This window comes from Meridianimaribacter flavus, from assembly GCF_004366715.1.
Lineage (GTDB): Bacteria > Bacteroidota > Bacteroidia > Flavobacteriales > Flavobacteriaceae > Gaetbulibacter_B > Gaetbulibacter_B jejuensis.
The window spans coordinates 491698-506399 of the sequence record NZ_SOQZ01000001.1 but is presented as its reverse complement, the minus strand read 5'-3'; the positions used below and the strand labels follow the sequence as shown (position 1 = coordinate 506399).

Annotated in this window: 12 protein-coding genes and 1 tRNA gene; 3 read left to right on the top strand and 10 right to left on the bottom strand. The window is 33.0% G+C overall.

Annotation, left to right across the window (positions count from 1 at the left end; genetic code table 11):
• Window positions 1–3: 3 nt before the first annotated feature.
• The 10 genes from A8975_RS02305 to A8975_RS02265 form a co-directional block, all read right to left on the bottom strand.
• Window positions 4–2040: a tetratricopeptide repeat-containing sensor histidine kinase gene (locus A8975_RS02305; RefSeq protein ID WP_134198529.1), complete on the bottom strand. Its 2037-nt coding sequence runs from the start codon at window positions 2038–2040 to the stop codon at window positions 4–6.
• A gap of 149 nt (window positions 2041–2189) precedes the next feature.
• The gene (locus tag A8975_RS14495; RefSeq protein WP_161566725.1) at window positions 2190–2363 is read right to left on the bottom strand and encodes a hypothetical protein; all 174 of its coding nucleotides are present in this window, start codon (window positions 2361–2363) and stop codon (window positions 2190–2192) included.
• Between the two features lie 322 nt (window positions 2364–2685).
• A complete protein-coding gene (locus tag A8975_RS02300; protein ID WP_134198528.1) occupies window positions 2686–3696 on the bottom strand; it encodes a LacI family DNA-binding transcriptional regulator in 1011 nt (336 codons plus the stop codon).
• A 129-nt stretch (window positions 3697–3825) separates the two neighbouring features.
• Entirely contained in the window at window positions 3826–4872 is a 1047-nt protein-coding gene (locus tag A8975_RS02295) for an aldose epimerase family protein (protein ID WP_166667433.1), read from the bottom strand.
• 219 nt (window positions 4873–5091) lie between these two features.
• Window positions 5092–5165, bottom strand: a tRNA-Asp gene (locus A8975_RS02290).
• 81 nt (window positions 5166–5246) lie between these two features.
• Window positions 5247–6176: a DUF58 domain-containing protein gene (locus A8975_RS02285; protein WP_134198526.1), complete on the bottom strand. Its 930-nt coding sequence runs from the start codon at window positions 6174–6176 to the stop codon at window positions 5247–5249.
• Window positions 6177–6182: 6 nt separating this feature from the next.
• A complete protein-coding gene (locus A8975_RS02280) occupies window positions 6183–6725 on the bottom strand; it encodes a ClpP family protease (protein WP_134198525.1) in 543 nt (180 codons plus the stop codon).
• 79 nt (window positions 6726–6804) lie between these two features.
• Window positions 6805–7122, bottom strand: coding sequence for a thioredoxin (trxA, locus tag A8975_RS02275; RefSeq protein WP_103050957.1), 318 nt, complete (start codon window positions 7120–7122; stop codon window positions 6805–6807).
• Window positions 7123–7379: 257 nt separating this feature from the next.
• On the bottom strand, window positions 7380–11768 hold the full coding sequence (dnaE, locus tag A8975_RS02270; protein ID WP_134198524.1) for a DNA polymerase III subunit alpha: 4389 nt from the start codon (window positions 11766–11768) through the stop codon (window positions 7380–7382).
• Window positions 11769–11904: 136 nt separating this feature from the next.
• Complete coding sequence (locus A8975_RS02265) at window positions 11905–12591, bottom strand: DUF6252 family protein (protein WP_131506157.1); 687 nt, start codon at window positions 12589–12591, stop codon at window positions 11905–11907.
• Between the two features lie 183 nt (window positions 12592–12774).
• On the opposite strand from A8975_RS02265, the gene A8975_RS02260 reads away from it, so the two are divergent.
• From A8975_RS02260 to A8975_RS02250, 3 genes are all read left to right on the top strand, one after another.
• Window positions 12775–13290: a 30S ribosomal protein S16 gene (locus tag A8975_RS02260; protein ID WP_134198523.1), complete on the top strand. Its 516-nt coding sequence runs from the start codon at window positions 12775–12777 to the stop codon at window positions 13288–13290.
• Window positions 13291–13429: 139 nt separating this feature from the next.
• Window positions 13430–13960, top strand: a complete 531-nt coding sequence (gene rimM, locus A8975_RS02255; RefSeq protein WP_131506158.1) for a ribosome maturation factor RimM — start codon at window positions 13430–13432, stop codon at window positions 13958–13960.
• Entirely contained in the window at window positions 13953–14666 is a 714-nt protein-coding gene (locus A8975_RS02250) for a tRNA1(Val) (adenine(37)-N6)-methyltransferase (protein WP_134198522.1), read from the top strand. The genes rimM and A8975_RS02250 overlap by 8 nt, the downstream gene beginning before the upstream one ends.
• Window positions 14667–14702: the final 36 nt, after the last annotated feature.

The window sequence follows — 14702 nt, the reverse complement described above, 5'->3', positions numbered from 1 at the left end:
AATTTAACTTTTATAAGGAATGTCAATTAATACCGAAGTTCCTTTATTTATTTCTGAGTAAAACTTAACTGAGCCTTCTAGCTCGTTTACTCTAGAATTGATATTTTTAAGACCAATTCCTTTCTTACTTTTATTGATTTCAAACCCTTTTCCGTCATCAATAATCGCTAATAAAATTACGTTATTTTTTAATTCAATACTAATCTTTACCTCATTAGCTTCGGCATGTTTATAAATATTTTGAAGTGTTTCTTGTATTATTCTATAGATGTTAATTTTGGTTTTATTAGGCACGAATTCCCAATTAATATCATCAGTATATTTAAAATCGTATTGCAATTGATACGCTTTGGTTTGCTTCTCAATTAATTCAGAAATAATATCCATAAACCCTGACCCTGAAACAAAATCGGTATTTAAATCGTGTGATACTTTTCTTATATCCTCTTCAATAGTTTTTAGTTCGCTTATATAATTTGCTCTACTTTTAATGGCATCTTTACCTTCACTAAAATTTAAACTATCTAAACTCAACCTTGTTCCAAACAAACGCCCTAAAATACCATCGTGCAATTCTTCAGAAATACGTTTCTTTTCACTAGCTCTAGCTTCATCAACTTTATCTTGCTGCGATAACATAAGGTTGTAAATTTCCTCATTGGCTTGTTGCTGGTCTTGTTTAAACTTTAACTCTTTGTTTCTTGCTCTTTGGGTAATGATAATATAAATTAAAAGCGCAGTAAATAACAAACCTATTGACAGTATTGTAAGCCACAAACGCTCTCTAGAAATACGCTTATTTTCCTCTTCTAGTTTATCTGTTTCAAATTCAATTCTTGCAAATTTGTTTCTGTTTTTTCGCTCGTTCAACAATAAGCTATCGCTTAGCTTTATGTATTGATTTAGATATGCTTTACCTGCTTCTCCATCATTAATTTTTGACAGTAGTTGCATAGATTCTAACCATATTTGATTAGAGTTTGTTTCTCCACCAATATCGTAAGCTTGTTTAGCATATACTAATGATGAATCTTTGTTTTTTTGTCCATAATAAAACTTAGCCAAATCAATACTAACAGCTAGTTTGGTGATTGGATCCTCGAGACTATCACTAATTTTATATGCAGTTTTAAGCATCTGCTCAATATTATCAATGTCGCTATGTTTTGCTTCATACTTAGTAAACGCTAAGTTTTCTAAAACCAAAGGGTAAAAGGTAGGATCTTCTTCATTATAGACTTCTTTATTTTCTAATACTGTATTATAGAGTTCTAACGCTTTAGCATGATTACCTAACTTTCTATAAACAAACGCCATATTATTTAATGACAGCATTTGATCAATAAAGCCAAACTCCATTTTCTTACCAATATCGTAAGCCATATTATGATACTCTAATGAAGCATTATAGAGTTCTAATTTTAAATTTATTACTCCCAATAAATTATATAGTATCCATTTTGTGCTTAAATAATTTTCAGTTTCAGGTAGTCTTTCTAAAATTTTAATAGCTTTAATTGAATTAGCTTCAGCACCAATATAATCTCTTTCAGTATCTTGAATATCTGCTAAGTTTACTAATGTTGTAACCTGTCTATCTAACTCTCCTATTTCGTCAAAAGTTTTAGCTGCTCTTGAATAATAATAGTAAGCGCTATCATTTTGAACCATATTGAAATGATGATACCAACCCAAGTTAAGACTAGCGATACCAATAACCAATGAGTCATTAATTTTCTTAGCCAGTTTTAAATTGTTATGATTGAGTTTTCTATACTTCTCATATTCACCTCTATTCAAATACACACTCGACAAAGTCCTGTTCGAGTTGATTAAAACCGAATCTATTTTAGTTTTAGAAGATAATTCTACAGCGCTAAGTGCAAAAGCTAAACGTTCTTCTAATGAGAATTCAGCATCAGAAGATAAACTTCTTAACTTTTGGATACTATCAAGCCCTTTAACACTCTTTTCGTTTTGAGAAAAAACAGCTTTGGTATTAAAAAAGAGAAAAATTAAAAGAGAGAGATAACGCAACAATGTATTTGGATTATTATGGTTAATCCAAATTTAGAATAATTTATTTAATGTGTTTGACTTATTTTTAATTATAAAGCTAGTTTACAGAAAACAACAAAAGCCCTTATCTAAAAAAGATAAGAGCTGTATATTTTAAGAAGAAGTATTTTTTATCCGTTAGTAGGAACTAAAACCTTCTTTTTGTTGTGCACCAATAAGTCGTATTTAGTTTCTGATTTTTTGGTAGAGTTATTCTCTTCATTGTTAAAAGAATCACTGCTTTGTCCTGAAACAGTTAATAATAATACAGCTAATAATAAGAAAGTAATTTTAAGGGTCTTCATGTCTATTAATTTTAGGGTTTTACAATATTTAATTTTAGTTAATTACAAATTTTAGGGCATAACCTAATGCCATTGGAGGGAAGAATGGATTATTAACTATAAAGCGTAAAACGCTAAGACTGTATATTTTTTTGAGGGAAATGTAAAATACCAATACAGAGTATTCTACTAAAATGGATTAAATGTTACCTTAATAAGTGTTTAGGGCTTAAGAAAGGACTTCAAATGTAACTCAAATATAATTATTAAAATCAAAAAATCAGATTAAATGCATAAAAATATCGATGAAATACACATTTTCACACATCAAAGAGAAGATAATTTATCTTTTTTTGGTAGAATTACGTTCTATAATATTAGTTTTCACTACTTTGTGTACAGGTTGCTCTGGTAGCTTTCCTTGAATTCTATCTAAAAGTATTTCAACAGATGTTCTACCTATATTTTCAGCATGCTGGCTTACGACAGTTAAAGAAGGGATTGAATGCTCTGCCATTAATCCATTTGTAAAACCAATAACTGATATATCATCAGGAACATTATAACCATTAAGTCTAGCTACATTAATCGCTAAAATAGCTGAGTATTCATCAGCAGCTAGAATTGCATCAACTTTTTGATTATTTAAAATTTTAGTAAGCTCTTTTTCTATTTGATTATAATGTTCAACCTTTAAAACTAAGGGCTCTAAACTCAAATCTTCAATAGCCTTTACATAGCCTTCTTCTCTAGACTCGCCAACACTTATATTAGAAATAGGATTTATGAAGATGATATTTTTTGAATCTAATTCATGAAGAAATTGAGTAGCTTCATATGCTCCTTCAAAATCATCGACAGTTACTTTATCACAACTAATGTCCTTTGCAACCCTATCAAACATTACCATTGGTAAATTATACTTTTCACTCTTTAAAAAATGGGTGTGATTTTTTGTTTTTTGGGTTTCTTCAGCAACTGATAAAATAATTCCATCTACACTACCATTAATAAAAGTGTCTATACTCTCACTCTCTTTTTGTTGTAATTCATTAGATAGGCATATTATTATTTTATAGCCTCTTTTAGTAGCTTCAATCTCAATACCATAAAGCACCTTACTAAAAAACTCAAGCAAAATTGCAGGTATAATTACACCTATTGTTTTTGTTGATTTTGACTTTAAACTTTGAGCTATATTATTTGGGACATACCCATAAGACTCAGCCAATTCTTTAATTTTAGCTCTAGTCTCAATACTAATTTCAGGGTTATCATTGAGTGCTTTAGAAACCGTAGATATTGAAACATTTAAAATTCTTGCTAAATCTTTAAGCGTAATTTTTGAGCCCATGTGTTAAATTTAATATTTTTTTTTGTTCAAAAACAGTTTTTGTAGCGCTTAATCTTAAAAGAAAAGCTAATTCTTTGTTTAAAAATTAAAAATACCAAATTTTTGTTCTTTCGTATTATTAAAGAATAATTATTTAATCGAAAACTTAAATACAGTTTCCGAACTAAAAACCTCATCAGGATTTAAAATAACCGTAGGAAAATGGCTTTGATTAGGTGAATCAGGAAAATGCTGTGTCTCAAAACAAAATCCAGTTCTTGGCTTAAAATCCCCTTCTAGAAAATTAGCAGTATAAAACTGCAATCCAGGTTGATCAGAAAAAACCTCCATAAATCTCCCACTTTCACCATCATATGCTGAAGCTACAAATCTTAAGCCTTCATTTTGATTATTAACAACCCAATTATGATCATAACCTCCTCCCCTTTTTAATTGCTCTTCGTTTAAATTAATTTCACTACCAATTGGTTTTGGTTTCCTAAAATCAAAAGGAGTATCAAGGACACTTTTATAATCACCCGTTGGAATTAAATTTTCATCAACAGACAAAAAAGAATCTGCATTTATAACTACTTCATGGTTTAAAATTGAAGTATTATAATCTCCTGATAAATTAAAATAAGAATGCTGAGTTAAATTCAATATTGTAGGCTTATCAGAAGTTGATGTATAAGCAACCTTTAGCTCATTATTATTCGTTAACGTGTAATCAATTGTGGTCATTAAATTCCCTGGAAAACCTTCCTCCATATCCACACTTAAATAAGTCAGTTTTAAAGTAACACTATCACTAAATTTTTCAACATTAGCACTCCATACTACTTTATTAAAACCTACTTCCCCACCGTGTAAATGGTTTTCACCATTATTAACTACCAAACTATACTTTTTATCACCAATAGAAAATTTTCCATTTGCTATTCTATTACTGTACCTTCCAATTATAGCCCCTAGATAAAACGTATCAGTAATATACTTTTCTAACGTATTAAATCCTAAAACTATGTTTTGCTGCTTTCCTTCTTTATCTTTCATTCGCAAAGCAGAAATAATTCCGCCATAGGTAAGTATATCAACTTCTAATCCACTAGTATTTTTAAGGATATATTTCTCTATAGAATCTCCATTTGGTGTTCTACCAAATTCAATTTTATCTGTGCCGAGTATTTTATTCAAAGAAGTTCCGTTTTGTATTTCAAAAATAACTTACAAAGTGTCTTAAAACAAAAAAGCATCCCAATTTTCTGTAAAGAAAAAAGGAAAGCTTTCCATCGGTTTAATACTCAACTAAATTGGGTATCTCTACCATTGACAGACTCTAACATCTGTCAAACAACACAACTAAATCTTATTGCCAAAAAAAGCTCCAACTTCTTGGAGCTTTAGCAATATTTGCGGTCTGGACGGGACTCGAACCCGCGACCCCCTGCGTGACAGGCAGGTATTCTAACCAACTGAACTACCAAACCGTTGCTTTATTGCGGTTGCAAATATACGCTCCATTTTTTATATCACAAATATTTTTTGTGAAATTTTTAAAAAAATTTCAATTAAGCAAATCTATGTCGCTCTATCATGTACGTTGTTAGGATTTTATCAAAATCCTTATTTATGTCTGCTTCAACATATTTTATCTGATATTGTCCACATTTCAATCGAATATCATTAAAATATTTTTTTACTGAAGTTTCATACTCGTCTTTTATCGAATCAGGATATAAATTGATATATTCTCCTGTTTCTACATCTATAAATCGCTTAGGTGTGTTGTCAAAATCAAACTTAAGCTCCTTTTCTCCATCAAATATATGAAACAACACAACTTCATGCTTGTTATGTTTTAAATGTCTTAAAGCTTCAAACAGCTTAACCTCATCTGTAGAAGCTTGAAACATATCAGTAAAAAAGAAAATCAAAGAACGCCTATGAATCTTTTCTGCTATTTGATGCAAATACGTATAGGTTTCTGTTTGTTTATTTAACGGTCTAGAGTTGACCATATCACTCAACTGATGCAATAACATTTGATGGTGACGTTCGCTTCCTTTTTCTGGAGCATAATAATCATAGGCATCACTATAAATGCTTAACCCTACTGCATCTCGTTGCTTTTTTAAAATATGCATTAAAGATGCTGATGCTAATGCAGAAAATGCAATTTTGTTAAGACTATCTATGGAAAACGAAGATAGTTTAGGAAAATGCATAGAGCTACTATTATCAACAATTAAATGACACCTTAAATTGGTTTCCTCGTCGTAGCGCTTTGTAAAAAGCTTATCTGTTTTCGCATACAACTTCCAATCAATATGCTTAGTACTTTCTCCTTGGTTGTAAATTTTATGTTCAGCAAATTCAGCAGAAAACCCATGAAACGGACTCTTATGCATACCTGCAATAAATCCTTCAACTACTTGCTTTGCGAGTAGCTCTAGATTTTTAAATCCTCCTGTTTTATTAAGTTCCTGTTGAAGATCCATCAACTACTAAATTATTCTATCTACAATTCCATAAGCAACAGACTCTTCCGCTCCCATCCAATGATCTCTATTAAAGTCTTTCATTACCTTATCAAAATCATGCCCACAGTTATCAGCCAAAATTTGAGCACTAAGCTCTTTTGTTTTCAAAATTTCTTGAGCTGTAATTTCAATATCACTAGCTTGACCTCTAGCTCCACCACTAGGTTGATGAATCATTACTCTTGCATGTGGTTGAATAAAACGTTTCCCTTTTGCTCCTACAGATAATAATATAGAACCCATAGAGGCTGCTAAACCAGTACAAATTGTCGACACATCGCTATTTAAAGATTTTATACAATCGTATATCGAAAAACCAGAAGTCACATAACCTCCAGGACTATTTATGTATAATTGAATGTCTTTAGTTTCTAATGCATCCAAATACAGTAATCTATCAATAACATGTTTTGCCGACTTATCATCAACTTGACCCCAAAGAAACACTTTACGGTCTTCTAATAATTTATTATCTATTAAATCTTGGGTTTTTATTACTTTGCTCATGTGTATATTAATTTTCATCTAAAATAAAAAAAGGTTTGCTGTTATAGCAAACCTTTTATCTTTTCTTTTAGAAAGTATCTTATAAAAGCGAATCAATCGCTTCAGTATATGCACTTTTTTGAGCTACACCTACTTGACGTCCTACTACCTCTCCATTTTGAAATACTAAAACAGTTGGTATATTACGCACTCCATATTTTGCAGCAAACTCTTGGTTAGCATCAACATCTACCTTACCTACAACAGCTTTACCTTCATATTCGTTGCTAATTTCATCAATGATTGGTCCAACCATTCTACATGGTCCACACCAAGCAGCCCAAAAATCTACCATTACTGGTTTATCACTTTTTAATACAGTTTCTTCAAACGTTGCATCTGTTATTTCTAATGCCATAATCTTTTATTTAAATGTGTTTTACTTCAATTTTATATGCAATATTAGTCAAAAATTTTGCCAAAACTTACAGCATAACAATTTGTTTTGTTTATATACGCATTGTTTCAGGTTATTAGCTACTTTTTCTTAGGCGCATAAACCATACTTTATTCATGTATTTCTATTTCTTCGGAATTCGCGAATATAAATATTAACCACTCGCTCTCTTTGAGGAGCTCAAACACACCGTTCAATCCTTTGCGTAAATGCTACTATCAATTCAATTTATAGAATACATCATTGCTTTCTAGTTTATCTAATAAGTCTTGAGATATTTTTATTTTCTGTTTTCGACTTGGCATCGTTAATTTTATCTGCTCATCATTATCATACACCACAAAATTAAGCATTTGATCTCCAGGATGCGTGTGAAATAAGTCTTTTAAAATAGCTATACGTTGTTCCTGCAAGTCATTTATATGCAACTGAATAGATAGTTTTTTTGCATAAGCATCCATAACATCATGCAGTAACTGAAAATTATTAAACTGTATTCTAGGTTCGCCTTTAATACCTGTAGTTTTATTGACCCAACCTTCGCGAATAAATATCTTTACAAACACAAATGAATTCTTGACCAAGAAATGCCTAAACTTTAAATATTCTTCACCAAATATTCTAAATTCAAAACTATCGTCATAATCTTCAACCGTAAAAGCTGCCCAACCTTTACCTTGCTTGCTCACACGATGTTGAACATCAGTCACCACACCTCCAAAAGATAGTTCCCTGTTTATATAAGGTTCTAAATCTCTAAGCAATGATAAATTGGCATTACTAAAAGTTTTCATTTCTATTTTAAAATCATCTAAAGGATGCCCTGAAATATAAATACCAACAACCTCTTTCTCTCTTGCCAATTTTTCCATGGTTCCCCATTCTTCACAAGGCGGCACTTGTGGTTCAGCTATTTGCACATCACTTGCTTCTCCAAACAAACTTACTTGTGCAGAGTTTTCATTTTCTTGATGCTTTGCACCATATTTTATAGCTTTTTCTAAAAAGGTAATACCATCTCCTTCATCATGAAAATATTGCGCACGATGCGTTGAGTTAAAACAATCAAAACCACCAGCAAGCGCTAGGTTTTCAAAAGCTTTTTTATTGGCAGCACGCAAATCTATACGTTTAGCAAAATCAAAAATAGATTTATAATGACCATCTTTTTTTCGGTTTTCAACAATAGTCATTACCGCTCCATGACCAACACCTTTGATGGCTCCCATACCAAAACGTACCGCGTTGTCTTGGTTTACCGAAAACTTATAATAACTTTCGTTTATATCTGGTCCAAGTACATTCAATTTCATTCGCTTACATTCTTCCATAAAAAAGGTAACCGATTTAATATCATTCATGTTATTTGAAAGTACCGCAGCCATATATTCGGCAGGATAATGTGCTTTTAAATAAGCCGTTTGATAAGCAATCCACGCATAACATGTTGAATGCGATTTATTGAAGGCATAACTTGCAAAAGCTTCCCAGTCTTTCCAAACTTTTTCAAGTACTTTGGCATCATGACCATTTGCACTAGCTTGCTCAATAAATTTCGGTTTCATTTTATCTAGTACCGCAATTTGCTTTTTACCCATGGCTTTACGAAGCATATCGGCTTCACCTTTGGTAAAATCTGCAAGTTTTTGCGATAACAACATTACCTGCTCTTGATAAACAGTAATACCATAGGTTTCCTTAAGGTATTCTTCCATGGCAGGTAAATCATATTCAATCTCTTCATCACCATGCTTTCTGCGAACGAAACTTGGAATATATTCCATTGGACCTGGACGATACAAAGCGTTCATCGCAATTAAATCTTCAAACACCGTTGGCTTTAAATCGCGAAGGTGTTTTTGCATCCCAGGAGATTCGTACTGAAACACGCCAACCGTTTCACCACGTTGGAATAACGCATAGGTTTCTTCATCATCTAACGGAAAACTTTCAGGGTCAAGTTCTATACCGTGTTTTGCTTTTACAATCTTAACAGTATCCTTAATTAGGGTTAAGGTTTTTAATCCCAAGAAATCCATTTTAAGAAGTCCTGCCGATTCTACAACCGAGTTATCAAACTGGGTAACATACAAATCGGAATCTTTGGCTACAGACACCGGAACGAATTTGGTAATATCGTCTGGTGTAATAATCACACCACAAGCATGTATACCTGTATTTCTAACAGAACCTTCAAGTGCACGCGCAGTGTTTACGGTTTCTGCTTCCAAATCAGAGCCTTCAGAAATATTTAAAAGCTGATTAACTTTCTCTAATTCTTCCGATCTAAACTTACCTGCTAACGCTTTTTCATCTAAACCAAATATCTTATTTAGTTTAGACATGTTTGGGATTAATTTAGCAATTCTATCAGCATCAAATAAAGGCAAATCTAATACACGAGCTGTATCACGAATAGAAGATTTTGCAGCCATGGTTCCGTACGTAATAATTTGCGCCACTTGATTAGCACCATATTTTTTAATTACGTAATCCATAACACGACTTCGGCCTTCGTCATCAAAATCAATATCAATATCAGGCATACTAATACGATCAGGATTTAAGAAACGCTCAAAAAGTAAGTCGTACTTCATTGGATCTATATTGGTAATCCATAAACAGTACGCGGCTACCGATCCAGCAGCCGAACCACGTCCTGGACCAACCGATACATCCATATTTCTGGCTTCGCGAATGAAATCTTCTACAATCAAGAAATACCCAGGATAACCTGTGTTTTCAATAACGCTTAACTCAAAGTCAAGACGCTCTGTAACTTCTTCAGATAGTGGGTCGCCATAACGCTTTTTTGCGCCTTCGTAAACCAGATGTCGTAAATAGGCATTTTCCCCACGTTTTCCACCATCAACTAAATCTTCTTCATGCTTAAATTCATCAGGAATATCAAACGCAGGTAACAGTACATCACGAGCTAACTGAAAAGCTTCAATTTTATCAAGAATATCTTGCGTATTAGAAATTGCATCAGGTAAATCCTTGAAGAGTGTCTTCATTTCATCAGAAGACTTAAAGTAATATTCTTGATTTGGTAAACCATAGCGATAACCACGTCCACGACCTATTGGTGTGGCTTGTTTTTCACCATCTTTTACACACAATAAAATATCATGTGCATTGGCATCTTCTTGATTTTGATAATAGGTATTGTTAGTTGCAACCAGCTTAACATCATGTTTTCTTGCTAACTTCACCAATGTATCATTTACACGATTTTCGTCTTCTTGATTATGACGCATAATCTCAACATACAAATCGTCTCCAAACTGTTCTTTCCACCAAATCAGGGCTTCTTCAGCTTGGTTTTCACCAATGTTCAACACCTTGCTTGGAACTTCCCCATACAAGTTTCCAGTTAAAACAATGATGTCTTCTTTGTATTGTTCAATAAGTTTTTTGTCAATACGAGGCACATAATAAAACCCATCTACAAAGGCATGCGAAGACAGTTTTGCTAAATTATGATACCCATTTTTATTTTTTGCCAAAAGCACAATCTGGTAACCATTGTCTTTTCTGGACTTATCAGTATGATCTTCACAAACAAAAAACTCACAACCTACAATGGGTTTAATAAGTTTCTTATCTGTTGTTTCTCCTTTTTCTTCGGCAGCTTTTATAGCAGCCTCAATATTTTTATTTTGATTGTTTACCGCATTTATAAAATGAAAGGCACCCATCATATTCCCATGATCTGTTAGAGCAACTGCAGGCATATTGTGTGTTGCAGCAGCCGAAACTAAATCAGGAATACTCATTGTAGACTGCAATATTGAGAATTGCGAGTGATTATGAAGGTGTACAAAATCAACTTCTGCTAAATCGGAAATATTTTGTTTTATTTCCTCGGTTGAAATGGTACTTGTTTGTTGTTTTTGAAGACGCTCACGAATTTTAGCACTTTCGCGTTTTAGATTGATGTGCTTTAATCCGATAAGTTGAATTTCCTGCGGATTAGCTTCAGAAAATTTCTGAAAATAATCAGGCTGAACGTCTAATTGCTCAACCGTGTATTCTTCACGACGAATTAATTCAAAAAAGCAACGTGTTGTTGCTTCAACATCGGCTGTTGCGTTATGTGCTTCAGCAAAAGGTTTGTTGAATAGAAATTCGTGCAACTCGGTTAAGGTTGGTAACTTAAATTTTCCACCACGACCACCAGGAATTTGGCAAAGTTGCGCTGTATGCTCGGTACAAGTATCAAGCACTGGTAATTCTTGCAATTTATTTGCAACATCGCCTCTGTAAAATTCGGCACCCATAATGTTGACATCAAAGCCAACATTTTGACCAACTATAAACCTGGTTTTATTTAATGCTTCATTAAATTTCTCAAGAACTTCAGATAAAGAGACACCTTGTTCCTCTGCTAATTCGGTAGAAATACCGTGAATTTTCTCGGCATCATAAGGTATATTAAACCCTTCAGGCTTTATTAAATAATCTTGATGCTCAATACAATTACCAAGCGCATCATGCAACTGCCAAGCAATTTGAATAGCTCTTGGCCAGTTATCGATATCGCTAATAGGCGCATCCCAACGCTTTGGTAATCCGGTTGTTTCGGTATCAAAAATTAAGTACATAAAATGGTTTTATCTTGAAAAATAAGAAGGTTAAAATTAAGAATAATTATTAGTTTTTTGACCGAAAGTTATAAACAGTTGTAAACAAAAAACGCAACCTAATAGGTTGCGTTTTTTGTATTATTTTATTGATTAATTAAGGTGTACAATCACCTAACGAATCTATAAGAGCTTGCAAAGCTCCTGTGGTATCTCCACAAGCATCAATTTGAGCTGTTAAAGCATCTTTATAAGCATTACAAACATCTGTATATTCTGGAGCAGTAGTATCTGTAGCTATATAAGTTTGAGCCGCATTAGCTGTAGCTTCTGTTGCTTGCAAACATCCTGAACCAACTGTTACTAAACCTCCAACTAATGGCACTTTATAAAAATGACCTTCGTTAAAATTAACAGTATTCATTCCATCAGCTGTAAAAGCATAAAACCAAAACTTTCCTGAAATAGTTTTAGGATCAGCATCATTATCTACGTGCTCCACTATTATTTGCCCTTCATTAGGATAAATAGAAACACTAGGGTCTGGTTCGTTGTTTGTAGAATAAACCACTCCTTGAGAATTAGTAAAAGTAGCCTCATTACCACTTCCATCACCTAAATTGTATGTACCAGCAGTATCATTTGTTGTGATAAGCTGTATAGTTTCAAAATTATTACCTCCTTCTATTATAAATCCTCCAAAATCAATATCAGCCGAATAATATACTGCTCTCCATAATTCACCATCTTTATTTCCTTGTACTGCAGGTGAATTAAACTCGATTTCGTCGCCACAACTTAGTACTGACAGAAAAGTAAATAGAATTAAGGCTAATCTCTTCATTTTATAATAGGTTTCTTATTTTAATGATTGTTTGCGCAATTAAAATAACGTTTAATGATTTCCAAAAGTATAATAAAATTTCAAATTAGCTTAATTTATAATAAAATGTTGTAAATAAAAAAAATGTAGTATCTTTGCGCACTTATTAATAATCGAGGTCGAGAACCTCACTAATTAATTTATATGCCAGTAAAAATTAGATTACAGAGACACGGTAAAAAAGGAAAACCTTATTACTGGATCGTAGCAGCTGATGCTAGATCAAAAAGAGATGGTAGATACCTAGAAAAAATAGGATCTTACAACCCAAACACTAATCCAGCAACTATTGAATTAGATGTTGATGGAGCAGTAACTTGGTTACAGAATGGTGCACAACCAACTGATACTGCTAAAGCAATTTTATCTTATAAAGGTGCTTTATTAAAAAATCATCTTGCAGGTGGTGTTAGAAAAGGTGCTTTAACTGAAGAGCAAGCAGAAGCTAAATTCAATGCTTGGTTAGAAGAAAAAGCTTCTAAAGTACAAACTAAGGCTGATGGTTTAGCAAAAGCTGATGCTGACGCTAAAGCTAAAGCTCTTGAAGCTGAAAAAGCAGTAAACGAAGCAAGAATTGCTGCGGCTGCACCTGTTGTTGAAGAAGCTACTGAAGAGGCTGATGCTGAAGTAGAAGCTACTGCTAACAACGAAGAAGAGTAAAAAATTTTTATTTTATACCTTTGAACCCAGACAGTAATCGTCTGGGTTTTTTTTATTCTTAAGTGTCACATCGAGCGCAGTCGAGATGTAATTAAACTGACACTTTTTTATAGTTCTCGACTGCGTTCGAACAGACAACATGCAAAAAAAAGACTGTTTTTATCTAGGTAAAATTGTTAAAAAATATAGCTTCAAAGGAGAACTTCTTATCAAATTAGATACTGACGAACCTGAGCTGTATGAAAATTTAGACGCGCTGTTTATTGATTTACGCAATAACCTTGTCCCTTTTTTTATTGAAACCTCACAATTACATAAATCTGATTTGTTGCGTGTAAAATTTGAAGACGTCGACACTGAAGAAGATGCCGACAGCCTTATAAAAAGCGGTGTTTACCTTCCTCTAGAATTCCTACCAAAACTAGAAGGCAACAAGTTTTATTTTCATGAAATTGTTGGTTTCAAGGTTGAAGATGCCAATTTTGGTTTTGTTGGTACTGTAACATCAGTAAACGACTCTACAGCACAAGCACTTTTTGAAATTGACAGAGAAGGCACAGAAATTTTAATACCTATGAATGATGAGTTTATTTCTAAAGTAGACAAAGCGAATAAAACCATTTTTGTTGAAACTCCTGAAGGGCTTATAGACTTATATTTAAATGAATAAGCCTTTTCAGTTTAAGCAATTCACAGTAAATCAAGACCGTTGTGCCATGAAAATAGGCACTGACAGTGTTTTGCTTGGTGCTTGGGCAAGCCTTGACCATAACCCATTTTCTGTTTTAGATATTGGTGCAGGCACAGGTGTACTCTCTTTAATGCTGGCACAACGCTCCAATGCCGAATTAATTGATGCCTTGGAGATTGATAGTGATGCTTATGAACAATGCGTAGAGAATTTTGAGCAATCGCCTTGGGGAGACCGATTGTTCTGTTACCACGCTTCATTAGATGAATTTACTGATGAAATTGACGACCAATATGATTTAATTATCTCCAATCCTCCTTTTTACTCAGAAGATTCCAAAACCAATATCCCAGAACGCGATTTAGCAAGATTTCAAGATGCAATGCCTTTTCAGCATTTATTGCAATGCGCCTCAAAACTACTATCTGAAAACGGTTTGTTTTCAGTGATAATTCCTTACAAAGAAGAGCAAAACTTCATACAATTAGCATCTGATTTTTCTTTGTTTCCAAATAGAATATTGCATGTAAAAGGAACTGAAAATACTCCTATAAAGCGAAGTTTAATTCAGTTTTCATTCATAGAAGAAGCAGTTACATCTTCAAATCTAATCATTGAAACCGAAAGACATAATTATACAAAAGAGTACATTGATTTAACCAAAGATTTTTACTTGAAAATGTAATTTATAATTGTGCACTGAAAACGTTTTCGTTATTTT

What these genes read in the sequence shown, in the direction of transcription:
- A8975_RS14495 (WP_161566725.1), bottom strand. Translation starts at nt 2,363, where the DNA reads ATGAAGACCCTTAAAATTACTTTCTTATTATTAGCTGTATTATTATTA.
- A8975_RS02300 (WP_134198528.1), bottom strand. Translation starts at nt 3,696, where the DNA reads ATGGGCTCAAAAATTACGCTTAAAGATTTAGCAAGAATTTTAAATGTT.
- A8975_RS02285 (WP_134198526.1), bottom strand. Translation starts at nt 6,176, where the DNA reads ATGGATCTTCAACAGGAACTTAATAAAACAGGAGGATTTAAAAATCTA.
- A8975_RS02280 (WP_134198525.1), bottom strand. Translation starts at nt 6,725, where the DNA reads ATGAGCAAAGTAATAAAAACCCAAGATTTAATAGATAATAAATTATTA.
- trxA (WP_103050957.1), bottom strand. Translation starts at nt 7,122, where the DNA reads ATGGCATTAGAAATAACAGATGCAACGTTTGAAGAAACTGTATTAAAA.
- dnaE (WP_134198524.1), bottom strand. Translation starts at nt 11,768, where the DNA reads ATGTACTTAATTTTTGATACCGAAACAACCGGATTACCAAAGCGTTGG.
- A8975_RS02265 (WP_131506157.1), bottom strand. Translation starts at nt 12,591, where the DNA reads ATGAAGAGATTAGCCTTAATTCTATTTACTTTTCTGTCAGTACTAAGT.
- A8975_RS02260 (WP_134198523.1), top strand. Translation starts at nt 12,775, where the DNA reads ATGCCAGTAAAAATTAGATTACAGAGACACGGTAAAAAAGGAAAACCT.
- rimM (WP_131506158.1), top strand. Translation starts at nt 13,430, where the DNA reads ATGCAAAAAAAAGACTGTTTTTATCTAGGTAAAATTGTTAAAAAATAT.
- A8975_RS02250 (WP_134198522.1), top strand. Translation starts at nt 13,953, where the DNA reads ATGAATAAGCCTTTTCAGTTTAAGCAATTCACAGTAAATCAAGACCGT.